The following is a 19,827-nucleotide window of genomic DNA, read 5'->3' as shown; positions in this document are numbered from 1 at the left end:
AAAATGCGCACATAGAGAGGAGCTTATCGCAACAGCGTTAGAACACCGACTGAATTTTCAGGCCGGCGACCAGCGCGTTGTCGACTTCATCCACACCGCCCGGGTGAGTGATGTATTGCAGGTTAGGACGCACGGTCAGCCAGTTGGTAACGTGGAAGCCGTAGTTGATCTCGTAGTTGTACTCGGTGGTACGCAGCGGCGAGAACAGTGGATCCTCGTGTTCGGTGACACCATTGGAGGCGTTAACCAGCTCGGCGTTTTTCTTCACGTCATCGTTGACATGGATACGGGCAAAACCGATACCCATGTCATCTTTTGGACGTGCATCGAACGGGCCCTTGTACACAAACATCAGCGACTGGTAGTTGTCGACGAAGTTGGTGTCCTTGTCGTGGAAAGTCGCGTTGGCTGCAATGTTCAGACCGCGGGACGCGTCACCGTTGTGGCTGGTGAGTTGTTGCTGCGCCACAAACCAGTAACCGTGCTTGCTATCGTGGCTGCGATAGGCGTTACCGCTGGTTGCTGCATCATTGCCGTCGGCATCCTTACGGACGTCATCGGCATTGGCCGTGCTTTTGTAGTAACCAACACGGTATTCACCCGGCAGGTTGTTAGGGTTAGGCAACCAGACCAGTTCGACCGGCAAAACGGTGCCTTTGGTACCACTGCCGCTGAGCTTGAAGCCGTTACCGTGCTCCAGTTGCGACGGGTTCTGGTTGTACGCGCCGATCTGCGCATAGAACTCAGGCGAGATGTTGTACTTCACGCGGACAGCGGCCTGGCTGACTGGCCAGTTGTACCAGATGTTGGTCGCCCAGTTACCCACTTGGGAACCGCAGAATGCCAGGTTCTGGAACTCGCAAGGGAAGGTGTTGAAGTCTTCGCCTTCGCCGAAGTAACCGGCTTTGACGTCCAGTTTGCCGTCGAGGAATTGGTGTTTGATCCACAATTGGGTCAGACGGACCATATGGCCACGGCCGTAGACTTCCTGGGACGAACTCAAGGTGCCGGCACGCGGGTCGCCGACACGGTCATTGGAGATGTTTTCACCGTTACGGTTGGTGAGCTGGATCTTGGCCTGGGTGTTATCCCAGCCCCACAGCTTTTGCAGGTCCAGCGCCACGCCCAGACCAAACTGGTCGGCGTAACGCGCCGTCTTGTCGTCGTTGTAGCCGCCGTGGAGGTTGGCGCCCACTTCACCGACATAGTCCATCTTGATGTCGATACCCTGCTCGATCAGCTTGGTCCGCTCGCCACCCCAATCGCCGGTCATCCATTCGGAATCGGCGCTGAACGCGTCAGCTGCGTGCACACTACCGGCCAGCATCATTGCCGCAATGGCTGACAACTGGCAGATAAGCTGAGCGTTGTTGTTCTTCTTCATCCCTACATCCTCGTTTTATTGTTATTAACTGTTTTTATCTAACGCGGTTTACATCCCCAGTGGGAGCGAGCTTGCTCGCTCCCACACTTGTTCTTCAGCGGCCTTTGAATTGGGCGACATTGGCACTGTGGGCCTTGGTTTCAGACTGACCGGCCACCCCCAGGCGTTCACCGGTCTTCGCATCGAACAGCAGCACTTTCGATGGGTCGAATTGCAGGGTCAGGGTCTCGCCCACGGCCGGCGCGACATCCGGCGCCAGACGGCAGCAGACTTTGGTGTCGTTGAGATTGACGAACACCAGGGTGTCGGGACCGGTCGGTTCGGTGACCTGGACTTCGGCGCGAATGGTCGGCAAACCGTTCGGCTCGTTGCCCGCCAGCACGATCTGCTCTGGGCGCATGCCGAGGATCACTTCGCGGTCTTCAAGACCGGCGTCTTGCATGCCCAAAGGCAATTCGCAGCGCGCCTGTCCGCTGTCGAGCAGCGCCACCAGACGACCATCCTTGCGCTGCAAACGCAGCGGGATGAAGTTCATTGGCGGCGAACCGATGAAACTCGCCACGAACAGATTGGCCGGGTTGTTGTAGATGTCTTTTGGCGTACCGAACTGCTGAATAATCCCGTCCTTCATCACCGCAACCTTGTCGCCCAGGGTCATGGCTTCGATCTGGTCGTGGGTCACGTAAACCGTGGTGGTTTTCAGGCGCTGGTGCATCAGTTTCATTTCGGTGCGCATCTCGACGCGCAGCTTGGCGTCGAGGTTGGACAGCGGTTCGTCGAACAGGTAAATCTTCGGCCGCCGCGCCAGAGCACGGCCCATCGCCACGCGCTGTTGCTGACCACCGGAGAGCTGGCCGGGTTTGCGGCTGAGCAGATGTTCGATCTGCAACAGCTTGGCCACGCGAGCGACTTCTTCGTCGATCTCGGCGGCCGGCATTTTGCGAATCTTCAGGCCGAACGCGATGTTGTCCCGCACGCTCATGGTCGGGTACAGCGCGTAGGACTGGAACACCATGGCAATGTCGCGATCTTTCGGGCTCATGCCGCTGATGTCAGCGTCGTCCACCAGGATTGCGCCACCGCTGATGTTTTCCAGACCGGCGATGCAGTTCATCAAGGTGGATTTGCCGCAGCCCGACGGGCCGACGAGGATCAGGAACTCACCGTCATCGATCTTCAGTTCGATGTTTTTCAGGGTGTCCGGCAAACCGGCGCCGTAGGTCTTGTTGACGTTGCGTAATTCGAGAGTTGCCATGTTCTACCCCTTGACCGCGCCGGACGTCAGCCCACGCAGGAAATACTTGCCAGCGAATATGTAGACCAGCAGTGTCGGCAGCCCGGCGATCATCGCGGCGGCCATATCTACGTTGTATTCCTTGGCCCCGGTGCTGGTGTTGACCAGGTTGTTCAGGGCCACGGTAATTGGCTGGGCATCGCCACTGGCGAAGACCACGCCGAACAGGAAGTCATTCCAGATTTGGGTGAACTGCCAGATCAGGCAGACCATCACGATCGGGATCGACATCGGTAGCAGGATCTTCCAGAAAATCGTGAAGAAACCTGCACCATCAAGGCGTGCAGCCTTGACCAGTGCATCCGGAATGCTCACGTAGTAGTTGCGGAAGAACAGCGTGGTAAACGCCAGGCCGTAGACCACGTGCACCAGCACCAAGCCAGTCGTGGTGTTCGCCAGGCCGATCTTGCCGAGGGTAAACGAGGCAGGCAGCAGCACGGTCTGGAACGGCAAGAAGCAGCCGAACAGCAGCAGGCCGAAGAACAGTTGCGAACCGCGGAAGCGCCACATCGACAGCACGTAGCCATTCATTGCACCGATGAAGGTGGAGATTAAAACCGCCGGCACGGTGATTTTCACCGAGTTCCAGAAGTAGCTGCCCACGCTGTCCCAGGCCTTGATCCAGCCGATGCCGTCAATCACTTGCGGCCAGCTCAGCAGGTTGCCGGTGCGGATGTCTTCCGGTGATTTGAAGCTGGTCAGCAGCATCACCACCAACGGGATCAGGTAGATCGCAGCGGCCAGCAGCAAGGTGGCGTAGATAGCGATGCGGCTGAAGCTCAAGGCCGGTTTGCCAAGTTGATTACTCATGGCGCTTGCCTCGCAATTCGGAGTACAGGTACGGCACCAGAATCGCCAGGATCGCGCCGAGCATCATCATGGCGCTGGCCGAACCAATGCCCATCTGGCCACGGCTGAAGGTGAAGGAATACATGAACATTGCCGGCAAGTCGGACGAGTAACCGGGACCGCCCGCCGTCATCGCCGCCACCAGGTCGAAGCTCTTGATCGCGATGTGCGCAAGGATCATGAAGGCGCTGAAAAACACCGGGCGCAAACTCGGCAGAACGATCTTCATATAGATGGTCGGCAGGCTCGCACCGTCGACTTGCGCGGCACGGATGATCGACTGATCGACACCACGAAGGCCCGCCAGGAACATCGCCATCACAAACCCGGAGGCTTGCCACACAGCGGCGATCACCAGGCAATACACCACGCGATCCTGATCCACCAGCCAGTCGAGACGGAAGCCTTCCCAGCCCCAGTCACGCAGCATTTTGTCCAGGCCCAGACCCGGGTTGAGCAGCCATTTCCACGCGGTACCGGTGACGATCATCGACAGCGCCATCGGGTACAGGTAAACGGTGCGGATGAAGCCTTCCTTGCGAATGCGCTGATCCAGCAGCACCGCGAGGAACACCCCCAGCACCAGGCTGATGCCGATGAACATGCCGCCGAAGACCGCGAGGTTTTTGCTCGCGACCCACCAGCGGTCGTTGTCCATCAGGCGGATGTATTGCTGCAGGCCGACCCATTTGTAGCTCGGCATGAAGCTGGAATTGGTAAAGGACAGAACGAATGTCCAGATGATGTAACCGTAAAAGCCAACCAGGACGATCAGCATGCTCGGCGCCAAAACCAGTTTGGGGAGCCAGCGCTGCAGTGCGTCGAACGGTGAGGCTTTGCTGAAAACCGCCACAGAGCTCATCGGGAATGTCCAGGTGAAGAAGTGGAATCCGGACTGCACGCCCCCGCCGCATGAGCGGGGGCGCATGCAGGGCGACGACAATCAGGGGTGTGCCGCAGGATTCACCTGCGGCGTTTTACGAACTTACTGGGCGGCTTTGACGGCCGATGCCAGTTGGGCGCTGGCCTTGGCCGGGTCAGCATTCTTGTCGTTCATGAAGTTGGTCACCACATCGAAGATCGCGCCCTGTACGGCCAGGGAAGTGGCCATGTTGTGCGCCATGCTCGGTTGCAGGCCGCCCGTCTTCTCGTCAGCCAGGAAATCCTTGGCCGCCGTTTGAGCGCAAGAATCGAAGCCCAGACCGCTCATGTCGTTAAGCATGTCGGTGCGCACCGGGATCGAGCCTTTGTTGATGCTGAAGATTTTCTGGAAGTCTTTACCCAGTGCGACCTTGGCCAGGTCTTGCTGAGCGGCGATGTCGCCTTTGCGATCAGCTTTCAACTTGAACACGGCCAGCGAATCGATGTTGTAGGTGAAGGCTTTTTCGGTGCCAGGGAATGGCACGCATTGGTAGTCCTTGCCGGCAACTTTTTTGGCCGCGGTCCATTCACTTTTCGCCCAGTCGCCCATCATCTGCATACCGGCCTTGCCGTTGATGACGTCGGCGGCGGCGATGTTCCAGTCACGACCGGCGCGGTTCGGGTCCATGTAGCCGGTGAGTTTTTTCAGCTCGGTGAACGACTTGGTCATCTCAGGGCCCGAGAGGGTTTTCTGATCCAGGTCTACCAAGGCTTTCTTGTAACCGTCGGCGCCCATGACCGAGAGCACCACGTCTTCAAACACGGTGCTGTCCTGCCAAGGCTGGCCACCGTGGGCAAGCGCGATGAAGCCTGCGGCCTTGAGCTTGTCGCCGGCGGCATAGAATTCTTCGAGGGTAGTCGGGGCTTTTTCGATCCCGGCTTTCTTGAAGACTTCCGGGTTGATCCACAGCCAGTTGACGCGGTGAATGTTCACCGGCACGGCGACGTAGTCACCTTCGTACTTCACGGTGTCGGAGACTTTCTTCGACAGCAGGCCATCCCAACCTTCGGACTTTGCAACGTCTTTCAGGGTATCGGTGCTGAGCAGGCCAGTGCTGCCCCACTCCTGTATGTCCGGACCTTTGATCTGTGCAACGCCCGGCGGGTTACCGGCGACGGCGCGGCTTTTGAGTACGGTCATGGCCGTGGAACCGCCACCGCCGGCGACTGCGCCGTCCTTCCAGGTGAAGCCGTCTTTTTCGACTTGAGCCTTGAGCACATCGACCGCTGCTTTTTCACCACCAGAGGTCCACCAGTGAACGACTTCCACCGAACCTTTGGAATCGGCGGCAAGCGCACTCAGCGGGAATGCAGACAGAGGGAGCAGTGACGCGAGAGAAATGACAGTAGCGAGGCGAGAAATCGCGTTCATCTAGTAGTACCTTTCTTGTTGTTATGCATGCAAGTCTGGTGCTTGCGCTACATAGGATTCTAAACAGGAGTTGTCCCTTCGCAGGTAACGAAGGGACGTCCGAATGTCACCGTATGGTTACACAGGAGCGCTCTGGGATAACTGTGCCAGGGCAGTCGCCATGCTTGGCGCCAGAGGCAGTCGCGGGATCAGCACGGCTTGCCAGGCGTGATAAAGATCAGGCTTACCGGCCCAGATATCGGCGCTCGGGCGGTTCTGCGGATCGAGTTCGTGGTGCCAGCTGCCGCTTTCACGGTCGATGAAATGGTTGTCGCAGAATTCCCAAAATAGTCGGTACCAGCTTTCGTATTGCGCATCGCCTGTGCGTCTAAGCAGCGCACTGGCGGCGGCGCTGGCTTCGCAATGAGTCCAGTGCAAGCGATGGCGGACCACGGCGCGATTGTCCCAGTCGAGGGTGTAGACAATCCCAGGCAGCCCGTCGACGTTCCAGCCGTGGCGGCAATTGTGGTCGAAGAGTTTTTGCGCGTCAGTGGCCAGCCAACCTGGCGTGAGCATCCCGGCCTGCACCCGCGCCGCTTCGAGGTGCAGCAACAGCCGCGCCCATTCGAAACCGTGGCCCGGCGTGGTGCCGTAGGGGCGAAAACCGTCGGCCGGGTTGTCGTGGTTGTAGTCGCGAAGCGGCTGCCAGTCGCCGTCAAAATGTTCGACCACCAGGTAATCGTTGGCGGCGGCGTGACCGTGAATCACCCGCTCGACGATGCGCTGGGCGCGGCACAGCCAGCGGTTGTCGTCGGTAACATCCGCCAGCGCAAGGAAGGCTTCGGTGGCGTGCATGTTGCTGTTGGCGCCGCGATAGCGTTCCTCTTCACTCCAGTCGCGGTTGAAGGATTCGCGCATCGCGCCCTCTTCCTCGCACCAGAAATGCGTGTCGATGATGTGGATGGCATCGTCGAGCAAGGCCTGCGCGCCGGGACGTTGCGCGACGACCGCGGAACTCGCGGCCAACGCGACGAAGGCGTGCAGGTAGGCAGCCTTGCCGGTATTGCCGTCGCGATGTTCGGGGACGGCGAACCAGCCCCCATGATCGGCATCGCGCAGTGGACCGCAGAGGGCTTTGACACCGTGATCCACCCGCTCGGCAAAACCCGGCAAGCCCTGAATGTGGGCCATGGCAAAGCTGTGGGTCATGCGGGCGGTGTTCATGGTTTCGGCTTGAGCGTTGGCCGGGAGGTGGCCCTTTTCATCGAGATTGCCGAATCCTTCGGGAAGCATTGAAGCCTTGGCAAACGCCAGCAGGCGCAGGCCTTCAGCGGCGAGCCATTGTTGATGGGCAGGTGCGTTCAGCCAACTGCTGAAAGCAGGTTGGAAGGTGTCCATGGAGTACCTTTTTTGTTGTTATGACTGGGGGCAGTCTAAACAACGGTCGGGGGTGGGCTTGTAACGAAGGGGGCGAGTTATGTCACTGGGTTGTGACATTTGACTGGAGAAATGTGTTGAAAGGTCTGACGCCGAAGAACGATAACGCGGAATCGCTAATCCACACTGCGAGGCAACTGCAACGTCACCCGCAACCCGCCCTCACGCAAATTCTGCAGGCTGACCTCACCCCCATGGCTATGCGCAATATTTCGCGCAATCCCCAACCCCAACCCATAACCCTGCTGCTGCCCAGCCAGGCGAAAGTGCGGCTCGAACACCTGCTCCAACCGTTGCTCAGGCACCCCTGGCCCCTCATCGTCCACATGCAGGATGAACGCACTCTGGTCGTCATCAATGTGCAAATGCGCTTTCTGCCCATACTTCAAGGCATTGTCGATCAGGTTGCCGATGCAACGCTTGAGCGCCAAAGGTTTGCCGGGATACGCCGCCAGCGCACGCCCTTGTTGAGTGACGCGACCATTGCCGTTAGGCGCCAGATACGGCTCCACCAGACAATCAAGCACGTGGTTGAGGTCCACCGGTTCGATGTTTTCGTGGATATCAGTGTCTTTCACGCATTGCAGCGCGCCTTTGACCAGCAGCTCCAGCTCATCCAGATCACGGCCGAACTTGGCTTGCAGTTTTTCGTCTTCGAGCAATTCAACCCGCAGCCGCAACCGGGTAATAGGTGTGCGCAAATCATGGGAAATCGCGCTGAACAACTGGCTGCGCTCGGTCAGGTAGCGGCTGATGCGCTCGCGCATCGCATTGAAGGCGCGGCCCACTTCGACCACTTCGCTGCCGCCTCCCTCGGCCACTGGCTCGACTTCCGCGCCGAGTGACATGTCCCGTGCTGCCCGCGCCAAACGCTTGAGCGGCCGGCTCTGCCAGTGCACTAGCAGACCGATGAACAACAGCAAGAAGCCGCTGGTGAGCACGATGAACCAGACTTGCTGCGCCGGCAGGCCTTGTTCTTCAAGACTGGTGTAGGGCTCGGGCAACAGCGAGGCGATGTACAGCCACTCGCCCGGTGCCATCTGGATTTGGGTGACCAATACCGGCGGATTCACCGGTTCCAGGGTCAGCGCGTAATGGGCCCAGGAGCGAGGTAATTCATCGAGTTTCAGGCCGCCGTTGAAGATCCGCAGGTCTTCGGGGCTGACGAACGTCACCGAGATATCGGTATCCTGGCCCAGCGACTGGCGCAGCACTTCGTCCACCGCTTTGAGCACCGCTTCCTTGCGCGGGGTGATCGGCAGCACTTCCATGCCCAAGGGTTTGTCGTTGAGCGTCACCACGAAACGGGTGCCGCCCATGCTGCGCAACTGGTCGAGCACCAATGGCCGAAACGCTACCGGCAGAGAACGAAAGTAACTGACGCTGGCCTTCATCGAATGGGCCAGGCTACGGGCGCTGGTGACCAGGCCTTCGAGCTGGGTGGCGCGCAGTTGCGAGACCCAGATCAGGCTCGACAGCGTCTGGGCGAACAGCACCGCCAGCAGCGTCAGCAGTAACATTCGGCCGAGCAACGAGCGCGGCATGGGGATTCGTGCGGCGACTTTGCGGAGAAACTCAGTGGCCATTGCTGGCAACCACATTGGCGGCCAGTTGGTAGCCGCTGCCGCGCACGGTACGGATCAGCCGCGGCGGTTTTTCGGTGTCGCGCAGGCGCTGGCGCAGACGGCTGACCGCCATGTCGACGATGCGATCCAGCGGCATCAAATCACGGCCACGGGTGGCGTTGCCGATGGTGTCGCGGTCGAGAATTTCCTGGGGGTGATCAAGGAACAGTTTCAGCAGCGCGAAATCGGCGCCGGAGAGAATCACTTCTTCGCCGTCAATGTGGAACAGTCGGTGACTGACCATGTCCAGGCGCCAGTCATCGAAGGCCAATACTTCACCGCCCGAACGCTCCTGACCGAACTGCGCGCGACGCAACAAGGCTTTGATGCGCGCCTGCAATTCCCGTGGGCTGAACGGTTTGCCGAGGTAATCGTCCGCCCCCAATTCCAGACCGATGACGCGGTCGGCCTCGTCGGAACTGGCAGTGAGCATGATGATCGGTACCTGCGCCTGACGCGGGTGCTGACGGATCCAGCGGCAGAGGCTGAAGCCATCTTCGTCGGGGAGCATCACATCGAGGATCACCAGATCGCTCGGAGCCTCGTTCATCGCCTGACGAAAGCCTGCACCGTCGGGCGTGGTACGAACCTGAAAACCGGCGCGGGTCAGGTAGGTGTCCAGCAACTCGCGTATCTCTTGATCGTCATCGACCAACAAAATCGACTTGTTGACTGAGCTCACAGGAAGGCGTCCTTGTTGTGTGAATTGGGCGGATTATGCCTGATCGTGCGTAAATCTATGTTGTCTGTACCGGCCTCTTCGCGGGCAAGCCTCGCTCCTACAGGATTTACGCGGACCTTGTAGGGGCGAGGCTTGCCCGCGAATGAGGCGACTCGGTCTTAAGCCTGATCGAGAGCCACACCCGCGCCAACAAGGCCGGAATACGGCGCCGTCACCAGCCACACCGGGATGCCTTTGAAGTAATCGCTCATGCAGCCCTTGTCCGCAAAGCACCGGGCAAAACCGCTTTCGATGAAGAAATCGGCGAACCGCGGAATCACCCCACCCACGATGTACACGCCACCGCGTGCGCCCGTGGTCAGCACGTTGTTGCCGGCCACACGACCCAGCCAGCAGCAGAACTGCTCAAGCACTTCCAGGGCAATTGGATCGCCAGCCAGACCGGCAGCAGTAATCGACTCAGGGGAATTCAGCACGGGTTCATGACCGTCCACCGCGCAAATCGCCCGGTACACCCGAGGCAAACCGCTGCCGCTCAACGCCGTTTCAGCGCTGACATGGCCGATCTCATTGAAGATGTGCTGCCACAACTGAGTTTCACGTGGGCTGCTCAACGGCAAATCGACATGACCACCCTCCCCCGGCAACGCGGCGAAACGACCTTCGCCCAGATCCAGCAACGTGCCGACGCCCAGGCCCGTGCCGGGACCGATCACCACCGCCGGCCGCAACGGCTCCGGCGTACCTTCGCAGACCACCCGAAACTCGTCCGGCTGCAAACGGGTCATGCCCAGCGCCATGGCCGAGAAATCATTGACCAGCAGCAGTTGCTCCACCTGCAAGGTCCTGCAGAAACCCTTGCGGCTGAGTCGCCAGTGATTGTTGGTGAACTTGAATTCATCGCCGCTCACAGGGCCAGCGACCGACAGGCACACCGAACCGATCGAATCCGACGCCAGGCCAAGCCCACTCAGGTAGAGGGCAATGGCCTCTTCCGGGCTGGCGTGGTCCGCCGTCGCCAGCACCTGGATCGATTCCAGCTGCTGGTTTTTCCACAACGCGAAACGTGCGTTGGTCCCACCGATGTCACCGACCAAAGCCAGTTTCAATTAAGCGTCTCCAGGGCAGAAGTAAAGGCGCTGGCGCCTTGCTCCGCCGAGCTGAAGGCCATGCGCATGAAACCAAACAGCTCGCGACCGCTGCCGATGTTATTGCCCAACAAGCCCTTGGCAGGTTCGCGTGCCGCGAATTCTTCGGCGTCCACCTTAAGCTCCAGGGTGCCTTTGACGCCATCGACGCGGATGATATCGCCCTCTTGGACGCGCGCCAAAGCGCCGCCCACATACGCTTCGGGGCTGACATGAATCGCCGCCGGGATTTTCCCCGACGCACCGGACATACGCCCATCCGTCACCAGCGCCACTTTGAAGCCGCGATCCTGCAGCACGCCGAGGAACGGCGTCATCTTGTGCAGCTCCGGCATGCCGTTGGAGCGCGGGCCCTGGAAGCGCATCACGGCGACAAAATCCTTCTCCAGCAAACCGGCTTTGAACGCATCGGCCAAGTCCTGCTGATCCTGGAACACCATGGCCGGTGCTTCGACGACCTGGTTTTCCAGCGCCACGGCGGAAACTTTCATCACACCGCGACCGAGGTTGCCTTCCATCACCCGCAAACCGCCCTCTGGCGAGAAGGCGCGAGCGACCGGACGCAAGATGGTTTCGTCGAGGCTGTCGGTCGGGCCTTCGCGCCAGACCAGTTCGCCATTTTCGAGGAACGGTTCCATGGTGTAGCGGCTCAGGCCATGGCCCAGAACCGTGTTGACGTTTTCGTGCAGCAAGCCGGCTTCCAGCAGTTCGCGGATCAGGAACGACATGCCGCCCGCGGCCTGGAAGTGGTTGATGTCGGCTTTGCCGTTCGGGTAGACGTGGCTCAGGGTCGGCACCACCTCGGAGAGGTCGGCCATGTCCTGCCAGGTCAATTGAATGCCCGCCGCCATGGCGATCGCCGGCATGTGCAGCGTGTGGTTGGTCGAGCCGCCAGTGGCGTGCAGGGCCACGATGGAGTTGACCAGCGAACGTTCGTCGACGATTTCGCCGATCGGCATGAAGTCGCCACTTTGCTTGGTCAGACGCGTGACTTGATGCGCCGCTTCGCGGGTCAGGGCATCGCGCAACGGCGTGTTCGGGTTGACGAAAGAGGCGCCCGGCAAGTGCAGGCCCATGACTTCCATCAGCAACTGGTTAGTGTTGGCGGTGCCGTAAAAAGTGCAGGTACCCGGGCTGTGGTAGGACTTCATCTCCGATTCCAGCAGCTCTTCGCGGCTGGCCTTGCCCTCGGCGTAGCGCTGGCGAACGTCGGCTTTCTGCTTGTTGGAAATGCCCGAGACCATCGGCCCGCCCGGCACGAAGATCGTCGGCAAGTGACCGAAGCGCAGCGCGCCCATCATCAGCCCCGGCACGATCTTGTCGCAGATGCCGAGCATCAGCGCACCGTCGAACATGTTGTGGGACAGCGCCACGGCGGTGGACAGCGCAATTACTTCGCGGCTCGGCAGGCTCAGTTCCATGCCCGGCTCGCCTTGGGTCACGCCATCGCACATGGCCGGGGTACCACCGGCGAACTGGCCGACGGAGCCGATTTCACGCAGGGCTTTTTTGATCTGTTCAGGAAAGACTTCGTACGGCTGATGTGCCGAGAGCATGTCGTTATACGACGAAACAATCGCAATGTTCGCGGAGTTCATCATTCGCAGACTGTTCTTGTCGTCGGTGCCGCACCCGGCTACGCCGTGGGCGAAGTTGGCGCACTGCAGCTTGCCACGCATAGGACCGTCGCTGGCAGCACCACGAATCAGTGCAAGGTAAGCCTCACGCGTGGCGCGGCTGCGGGCGATAAGCCGTTCGGTGACCTCAAGGACGCGGGAATGCATGTGTAGAACTCCAGGCTAACGGATGTGGCGACCTGATTGTCTATGCTGAGCAAGAGCCGTTGTAGATGGGATGACAGACGGTTTTCTTGTTCGGTCGGACCAGTTGATTCAGGTCACTCGTTGTAGATTGAACAAAATATTGCCATTAAAAAGGCTTGTTTTCTATTTTTATGCGAATAATCTTGTAATTCCAACAACAAATCGACGGCGGCCCTGTTAAATGACTCTTCGAATCGCAATCAATGGTTTTGGCCGAATTGGCCGTAACGTCCTACGCGCACTGTATACCCAAGGTTATCGTCAGGATCTGCAGATCGTTGCCATCAATGACTTGGGCGACAGCTCGATCAACGCTCATCTGCTCAAGTACGACACTGTTCACGGCACATTCGACGCCGATGTTCAGCATGATCTGGAAAGCCTGACCGTCAACGGCGACCGTATTTCTGTCAGCGCCATTCGTAACCCGGCCGAACTGCCCTGGGCCGCGGAAAAGATTGATGTCGTGTTCGAATGCACCGGTTTGTTCACCGACCGGGCCAAAGCCGCCGCGCATATTACGGCCGGCGCACGCAAAGTGATCATCTCGGCCCCGGCCAAAGGCGCCGACGCCACCGTGGTGTATGGCGTTAACCACGACATTCTGCGCCAATCGCACCAGATTATTTCCAACGCATCGTGCACCACCAACTGCCTGGCGCCGGTGGCCCAGGTGTTGCACCGCGAGCTGGGTATCGAAAGCGGTCTGATGACCACTATTCACGCCTACACCAACGATCAGAACCTGACCGACGTCTACCACACCGACCCGTACCGCGCACGTTCAGCCACCCAGAACATGATCCCGAGCAAGACCGGCGCCGCTGAAGCGGTCGGCCTGGTGCTGCCGGAATTGGCGGGCAAACTGACCGGCATGGCAGTGCGTGTTCCAGTGATCAATGTGTCGCTGGTGGACCTGACCGTGCAGCTCAAGCGCGAAGCGTCGGCCGATGAAGTGAACGCCCTGCTGAAAGAAGCCAGCCAACACTCGAAGATTCTTGGCTACAACACCCTGCCGCTGGTCTCCAGCGACTTCAACCACAACCCGCTGTCGTCGATCTTCGACGCCAACCACACCAAGTCCAGCGGCAAGCTGCTCAAGGTATTGGCCTGGTATGACAACGAGTGGGGCTTCTCCAACCGCATGCTCGATAACTGCCTGGCGCTGTGCAACGCTGAGTAACCCGCCGTGAAAAAGCAGGAGCAGCAACCGATGATCGGTATCAGCTTTACGCAAAAGACCATGGCAGCGCGCAAGCGTATTGCCTTGGTCGCCCATGACCACTGCAAGGTGTTTTTGCTGGACTGGGCCGAGCGGCAGAAAAGCAGGCTCACACAGCATGAACTGGTCGCCACCGGCACCACCGGGTTGTTGTTGCAACAACGCCTGGATTTGCCTGTGGAGAGCATGATCAGCGGCCCGTTGGGCGGCGACCAACAACTCGGTGCGCGAATCGCCGAGCAGCGGGTCGACATGCTGGTGTTCTTCTGGGACCCGTTCGAACCACAGCCGCACGACCCCGACATCAAGGCGTTATTGCGAGTCGCGGCGGTCTGGAACATTCCGGTTGCGTGCAACGAATGCAGTGCCGACTACCTGCTCAGCAGCCCGATGATGGAGCAGGCGCACGAACATCGGATCCCCGACTACGCGACCTATCTGCAGGGTCGCGCCTAAACCTTCACAAATCAATACTTGACCACTCGAGCGGATGATAAGCATTATCATCCGCTCGAAATGGATCAGGTCCTCCCGTGAGTCAATCTCGCTTCAATCACGTCTTCATCGCCCAGCGAGTCTCTCTGCTGCGCACATTGGAGCGGATGGTCAACAATCACAGCACCGCCGAAGACCTCCTGCAGGAGACCTACCTGCGAGTGACCCGGGCACTCAGTGAGCGGGCCATCGATCACCTTGAACCCTTCGTTTTCCAGACCGCCCGCAACCTGGCGCTGGACCATTTGCGTGCGCGGCGCATTCAGTCCCGCACCCTGCTCGACGACGTGCCTCTGGACGTGGTGGAAAGCATCGCCGCCCCCACCAGCAGTGCCGAGGACGCCGCCCATGCCGAACAATTGCTTGAGCGTTTGAGCGTGAGCCTCAATGAACTCAGCCCCCGTCAGCAGCAGATTTTTATCCTCAGCCGTCTGCACGGGCACAGCTATCTGGAGATCGCCGAGAAGCTCGGCGTGTCATTGAGCACCGTGCAAAAGGAGCTGAAACTGATCATGGCGGTGTGCGTCGGCGTGGCCGAACGGTTAAACGGCGGCTGAGTCTGTAGGTTTATTCTCCTTTTGCGAGGCGCGACTGCGCTGACTATCGGGCTTTGCTACCCTTGCCCCACTTTCAAGCTTCATTAAAAAAACAGCCGTGCCAAGACACTGCCGAGGAAACACCGTGACGGACACGCTTCCAGTGCCTCCCCCCGCCCCCCCTCCGCCCTCCCCGGCGCGGGACCCCGCACGTGCGATGGACCAGGCCTTGGACTGGCTGGTCGTGCTGGACAGTCCGAGCGAGGACCAGACCCGACAGTTTCACGACTGGCTGGCTGCCAATCCGTTGCATGCCGAGGCGTTCGCCAAGGCTCAGGCGATCTGGGATGGCCCGCAGGTCGTGCAATGTGCGCAAAGCCTGGCCGCCCGCCCGCCGAAAGTGACCGTCCTTTCGCGCCTGCGGCCTCACTGGAAACCGCTGGCCACTGCCGCGGTGCTGATCCTCGGTGTGTTCATTTTCAGCAATCTGCCCATGCGCCTGCAGGCTGATCACCTGACCGTGGTCGGTGAACGTCAACGTCTGCAATTGGAGGACGGCTCGAAGGTCCTGCTCAATACCAATTCGGCCTTCTCCAGCACCATAAACGATCAACAGCGCGTTGCCCGTTTGTATCAGGGCGAGGCGTATTTCGAGGTAACGGCCAATCGCGGCCAGCCACTGGAAATCGACGCCGGGCCGGTCAAGGCCAGCGTTCGGGACACCGCATTTGCAGTGCGTTATCTGGACGGTGTAGCTCAGGTTCGGGTGCAGCGTGGCGATGTCGACTTGCGAGCGACCCGCGACGACGCGCGAGTTCGATTGTCCGCCGGAGAAAGCATCCGCATCGGCCCCAACGGTTTCGATCGCCCCGCCAAACTCGATGCCGAGACCGATCTGGCGTGGGTCCAGGGTCGACTGGTGTTCGAAAACTGTCCGCTGAGCCAGGTGCTGGCGGAGCTGCGTCGTTACTATCCAGGCTGGATCATCATCAACAACAACGAGCAGTTGGCCGACATCGCCGTCACCGGCAACTACCGACTCGACCAGCCCTTAGACGTAGTCCGTTCGCTGGCCCACATCACCTCGGCGCGACTTCAGGAATTCCCGGCGCTGGTCATTTTGAACTAAATGAGAATTATTTTTACTCGATAGCCAAACCCCGTACGTCTCGTTATAGCCAATGCAATTGATTCGCATCTCTGGATGCCAATCAGCACCTATAAAGATTCGTGCGACACGGAGCGCTATCGATGTCCTCTCGCCTTACCCGCCAACCCTCTTCACCTTCTCGCGTGCTGACGCTGCTGACCGCCGCCATCCTGATGGCAGGCAGCGCGCCGCTGATGGCCGCCACCGCGGCAGAGCAACCGACCCGCAACATGGGCGATTACGCGTTCGCCATCCCTCAGCAGTCGCTGGTCTCGGCACTCAATGCCTTTACCGCCGTGACAGGCTGGCAAGTTGGCTTGTCGGCAGAACTGGCTGAAGGCGTGGCCTCGCCGGGCGTACGGGGTTCGCTACCACCGGAGAAAGCCCTTGATCGCCTGTTGGTGGGGACCAACCTGAGCTATCGCAAACTGGGCAACAACAACATCGTGCTGGAGAAGCGCAGCAACAGCGGCGCGCTCAACCTGGAACAGGTGACCATCAGCGCCACCCGTCAGGAACAGGACGTGAACAGCGTACCGAGCACCGTCACCGTCCAGACCCGCGAGGAGCTGGACCGCAACAATGTGAATAACATCAAGGATCTGGTGCGCTACGAGCCCGGTGTTTCGGTGGGCGGCGCCGGTCAACGCGCCGGTCTCACTGGCTACAACATCCGCGGCATCGACGGCGACCGCGTACTGACCCAGATCGACGGTGTGCAGGTGCCCGACAGCTTCTTCAACGGCCCGTACGCCCAGACCAACCGCAACTACGTCGACCCCGAGATCGTCAAGCGCGTCGAGATCCTGCGCGGCCCGGCGTCGGTGCTCTACGGCAGCAACGCCATCGGCGGTGCGGTCAGCTACTACACGCTGGACCCGGACGACATCATCAAACCGGGCAAAGACGTCGGCGCACGCCTGAAGACCGGCTACAGCTCGGCCGACGACAGTTGGCTGACCTCCGGTACCGTGGCCGGTCGCACCGGCGACTTCGATGGCCTGTTGCACTTGAGTCAGCGCAATGGTCATGAAACAGAGTCCTACGGCGAAACCGGCGGCACCGGCCTGACCCGCACCGAGGCCAACCCCGAGGACGTGCGCACCACCAACGTGCTGGCCAAGCTGGGTTGGGACTACGCCGACGATGCGCGCTTCGGCCTGACCTACGAGCACTACAAGGACGACCGCGACACCCACCAGCTGAGCGCGGTGGGCGGCCCGTTCAACGCAGGACGCGGTTTCGGCTTCTATAAATCCCGTACCGGCAACGACATCGTCACCCGCGAACGCTTCGGTCTGGAACACAGCTTCGGCCTGGACAGCGTCCTGGCTGACAACATCAAGTGGACGCTGAACTACCAGATTGCCAAGACCGACCAGCGCACCGAAGAAATCTACGCGCCGTCGCGCACCGTGCTGCGCAACCGCGATACCACCTACAAGGATCGCCAATGGGTGTTTGATGCTCAGGCTGACAAGTCGTTTGCCATCGCCGACACCGATCACCGTGTCACCTATGGCACCACCCTCAAACAGGACAAAGTCACCGGTCTGCGCACCGGTAGCGGCACCTGCCTGACAGTGGCCGGCGCCTGCCGGGTCATCGGTGCCGCCAGCGCCGCCGACACCCTGAAACCGGCCAGCGACTTCCCGGACCCGACCATCAACAGCTACAGCCTGTTCGCCCAGGATCAGATCAGCTGGAACAACTGGACCTTCCTGCCCGGCGCACGCTACGACTATACCCAGCTCAAGACACACATCACGGATGAGTTCCTGGTCACCGCCGATCAGAGCGGCAACGGCGCGGTGAGCGACGACACCAAAACCTGGCATCGTCTGTCGCCAAAATTCGGCACCACCTACAGCTTCAACGACAACTACACCTGGTATGGCCAGTACGCCGAAGGCTTCCGTACTCCGACCGCCAAGGCCCTGTATGGTCGCTTCGAAAACCTGGCCGGCGGCTATCAGGTCGCGCCTAATCCCGACTTGGAGCCGGAAAAGAGCAAGAGTTATGAAACCGGTTTGCGCGGCCAGTTTGAGGCGGGCACTTTCGATATGGCGGTGTTCTACAACAAATACCGCGACTTCATCGACGAAAACGCCATGACTCCCGGCTACACCGAGACCACGTTCCAGAGCAACAACATCAAGCACGCCACCATCAAGGGGCTGGAGCTCAAGGGTCGCCTGAACCTGGATACTTTCGGTGCGCCAAACGGCCTCTACACCCAAGGTTCGGTGTCTTATCTCTATGGTCGCAACGATGACAGCGGCGAGCCACTGAACAGTATCAACCCCCTGACCGGCGTGTTCGGTCTGGGTTATGACCGGGACAACTACGGGGCCTTGCTGAGCTGGACACTGGTTAAACGCAAGACCCGCGTCGACAGCACCAGCTTCAAAACCCCGGACGGCACCAGCACCCAGTTCAAGACCCCGGGCTATGGCGTGCTCGACCTGGCCGGTTTCTACAAGGTGACCGACGATGTAACCGTCAACGCCGGCCTCTACAACCTGACCAACAAAAAGTATTGGCAGTGGGACGACGTGCGCGGTTACGACAGCGTCGGCGAAGCCTCGGTGACTCAACCGGCCAACCTCGATCGTCTGACTCAACCGGGTCGCAACTTCGCGGTCAATCTGGTCTGGGACATCTGAACTGATTCACCTCACGGCGCTGCGGCATAGAAGCAGCGCCGGGAGGTTTTTTTACTGTCCGGCGCCCGGTCATTCGTCTCGTTACCAAGCGCCTCTTTTTCTCAAGGACTTCTCATGACAACTCAGGACACTGCTCAACGCCCGACTCTGCGTTCACAACGCTTGAACCAGATCACCCATGAACCTCACACCCAACTCGATGCGCTGGTCAAAGCGCACGCACCGTTTGAAACCCAGGCCAACTTCGCGCGTTTCGTAGTGGCGCAGTATTTGTTTCAGTCGGAACTGGTGTCGCTGTACAACGATGCCGAGCTGACGTCCATCGTTGCGGACCTGCCGGCTCGCTGCCGTGCGGAAGCGGCCAAGGCTGACCTGGCTGATCTGGACACTGAAGTGCCGGCGCCCGTCGCAGGTGCCGTGATGAATCCAGCCAAAGCCGAGGCCCTGGGTTGGCTCTTCGTGTCTGAAGGCTCGAAACTCGGCGCGGCGTTCCTGATCAAGCGTGCCGTGGGCCTTGGGTTGAGCGAAACCTTCGGCGCTCGTCACCTCGCGGAACCGGCCGGTGGCCGCGCTGAAGGCTGGAAAAGTTTCGTCAAAACCCTCGACGGGCTGGCGTTCAGCGCTCAGGAAGAAGCTGAAGTGGAGAAAGGCGCAATCAATGCGTTCAACCGCTTTACCGTGCTGCTGGAACAGGCTTACGCCTCCACCCCTGAACTCGCCTGACAACACCGCACCTGTATGAGCGAGGCTTGCCCGCGAAAAACGATAACGCGGTCTGTCTGAAGTACCGCGTCGTACCATTCGCGGGCAAGCCTCGCTCCTACAAGTCACCGTAAACTTTATGAGCACCACTTCAAAACTCGCCCGTTTGCTCTTCGGCCTGCTGGCCTACGTCAGCTTGGGCATCGGCCTGATCGCCATCATCGTACCCGGCCTGCCGACCACCGAGTTCATCCTGCTGGCTGCTTGGGCCGCGACCAAAAGTTCGCCGCGCCTGAGTGCCTGGCTGGAAAACCACCGGCTGTTCGGACCGATCCTGTGTAACTGGCGCAACGGCAAAATCATCGCCCGCCGAGCCAAGGTCAGCGCCACCGTCAGCATGCTGCTGGGCGCCGGGTTGATGCTGGTGATGCTTGATCATGGCTGGCCGATTTACCTGGCCATCGCCGGCATGAGCCTGGGTAATGTGTGGATCTGGTCACGGCCGGAATCGCTGCCGACAATCTCCTGAATTTCTGTCCTTT

Annotated in this window: 17 protein-coding genes; 7 read left to right on the top strand and 10 right to left on the bottom strand. The window is 59.9% G+C overall.

Annotated features, from left to right (window positions below; all coding sequences use genetic code 11):
* Positions 1 to 37: 37 nt before the first annotated feature.
* The 10 genes from ACYZTU_RS07895 to edd form a co-directional block, all read right to left on the bottom strand.
* The gene (locus tag ACYZTU_RS07895) at positions 38 to 1,384 is read right to left on the bottom strand and encodes a carbohydrate porin (RefSeq protein ID WP_461969234.1); all 1,347 of its coding nucleotides are present in this window, start codon (positions 1,382 to 1,384) and stop codon (positions 38 to 40) included.
* 94 nt (positions 1,385 to 1,478) lie between these two features.
* Entirely contained in the window at positions 1,479 to 2,639 is a 1,161-nt protein-coding gene (locus tag ACYZTU_RS07890) for an ABC transporter ATP-binding protein (RefSeq protein ID WP_461969232.1), read from the bottom strand.
* Between the two features lie 3 nt (positions 2,640 to 2,642).
* Positions 2,643 to 3,488, bottom strand: coding sequence for a carbohydrate ABC transporter permease (locus ACYZTU_RS07885; protein WP_282377279.1), 846 nt, complete (start codon positions 3,486 to 3,488; stop codon positions 2,643 to 2,645).
* Positions 3,481 to 4,389 carry a carbohydrate ABC transporter permease gene (locus ACYZTU_RS07880; RefSeq protein WP_282377280.1) on the bottom strand — a complete coding sequence of 303 codons (909 nt, stop codon included), beginning with the start codon at positions 4,387 to 4,389 and terminating at the stop codon, positions 3,481 to 3,483. Before ACYZTU_RS07880 ends, ACYZTU_RS07885 begins: the two co-directional genes overlap by 8 nt.
* Before the next feature lie 123 nt (positions 4,390 to 4,512).
* Positions 4,513 to 5,820, bottom strand: coding sequence for an ABC transporter substrate-binding protein (locus ACYZTU_RS07875; RefSeq protein WP_461969230.1), 1,308 nt, complete (start codon positions 5,818 to 5,820; stop codon positions 4,513 to 4,515).
* A 117-nt stretch (positions 5,821 to 5,937) separates the two neighbouring features.
* Complete coding sequence (locus ACYZTU_RS07870) at positions 5,938 to 7,197, bottom strand: D-mannose isomerase (RefSeq protein WP_461969228.1); 1,260 nt, start codon at positions 7,195 to 7,197, stop codon at positions 5,938 to 5,940.
* A 155-nt stretch (positions 7,198 to 7,352) separates the two neighbouring features.
* Positions 7,353 to 8,822 (bottom strand): ATP-binding protein, encoded by a 1,470-nt coding sequence (locus tag ACYZTU_RS07865; protein ID WP_461969226.1) that lies wholly within the window; start codon positions 8,820 to 8,822, stop codon positions 7,353 to 7,355.
* Positions 8,812 to 9,543, bottom strand: coding sequence for a response regulator (locus tag ACYZTU_RS07860; RefSeq protein ID WP_010457397.1), 732 nt, complete (start codon positions 9,541 to 9,543; stop codon positions 8,812 to 8,814). The genes ACYZTU_RS07865 and ACYZTU_RS07860 overlap by 11 nt, the downstream gene beginning before the upstream one ends.
* A gap of 158 nt (positions 9,544 to 9,701) precedes the next feature.
* Entirely contained in the window at positions 9,702 to 10,652 is a 951-nt protein-coding gene (locus ACYZTU_RS07855; RefSeq protein WP_461969224.1) for a glucokinase, read from the bottom strand.
* Positions 10,649 to 12,475 carry a phosphogluconate dehydratase gene (gene edd / locus ACYZTU_RS07850; RefSeq protein WP_461969222.1) on the bottom strand — a complete coding sequence of 609 codons (1,827 nt, stop codon included), beginning with the start codon at positions 12,473 to 12,475 and terminating at the stop codon, positions 10,649 to 10,651. Before edd ends, ACYZTU_RS07855 begins: the two co-directional genes overlap by 4 nt.
* Before the next feature lie 220 nt (positions 12,476 to 12,695).
* Between edd and gap the strand changes: the two genes are divergently transcribed.
* The 7 genes from gap (at position 12,696) to ACYZTU_RS07815 (ending at position 19,814) form a co-directional block, all read left to right on the top strand.
* Positions 12,696 to 13,697 carry a type I glyceraldehyde-3-phosphate dehydrogenase gene (gene gap, locus ACYZTU_RS07845; RefSeq protein WP_461969220.1) on the top strand — a complete coding sequence of 334 codons (1,002 nt, stop codon included), beginning with the start codon at positions 12,696 to 12,698 and terminating at the stop codon, positions 13,695 to 13,697.
* A 30-nt stretch (positions 13,698 to 13,727) separates the two neighbouring features.
* Positions 13,728 to 14,192 carry a methylglyoxal synthase gene (locus tag ACYZTU_RS07840; RefSeq protein ID WP_461969218.1) on the top strand — a complete coding sequence of 155 codons (465 nt, stop codon included), beginning with the start codon at positions 13,728 to 13,730 and terminating at the stop codon, positions 14,190 to 14,192.
* A gap of 77 nt (positions 14,193 to 14,269) precedes the next feature.
* Positions 14,270 to 14,788 (top strand): RNA polymerase sigma factor, encoded by a 519-nt coding sequence (locus ACYZTU_RS07835; RefSeq protein ID WP_461969216.1) that lies wholly within the window; start codon positions 14,270 to 14,272, stop codon positions 14,786 to 14,788.
* A 196-nt stretch (positions 14,789 to 14,984) separates the two neighbouring features.
* On the top strand, positions 14,985 to 15,896 hold the full coding sequence (locus ACYZTU_RS07830) for a FecR family protein (RefSeq protein WP_461969214.1): 912 nt from the start codon (positions 14,985 to 14,987) through the stop codon (positions 15,894 to 15,896).
* A 122-nt stretch (positions 15,897 to 16,018) separates the two neighbouring features.
* Positions 16,019 to 18,583 (top strand): TonB-dependent receptor, encoded by a 2,565-nt coding sequence (locus tag ACYZTU_RS07825; RefSeq protein WP_461969212.1) that lies wholly within the window; start codon positions 16,019 to 16,021, stop codon positions 18,581 to 18,583.
* A gap of 114 nt (positions 18,584 to 18,697) precedes the next feature.
* Positions 18,698 to 19,306 carry a biliverdin-producing heme oxygenase gene (locus ACYZTU_RS07820; protein ID WP_461969210.1) on the top strand — a complete coding sequence of 203 codons (609 nt, stop codon included), beginning with the start codon at positions 18,698 to 18,700 and terminating at the stop codon, positions 19,304 to 19,306.
* 118 nt (positions 19,307 to 19,424) lie between these two features.
* Positions 19,425 to 19,814 (top strand): YbaN family protein, encoded by a 390-nt coding sequence (locus tag ACYZTU_RS07815; protein WP_461969209.1) that lies wholly within the window; start codon positions 19,425 to 19,427, stop codon positions 19,812 to 19,814.
* The last annotated feature ends 13 nt before the right edge of the window (positions 19,815 to 19,827 follow it).

It is taken from the genome of Pseudomonas sp. HLT2-19-2 (assembly GCF_054898005.1).
The sequence above is the reverse complement of the archived record's forward strand: the minus strand, read 5'-3'. Positions and strand labels throughout refer to the sequence as shown.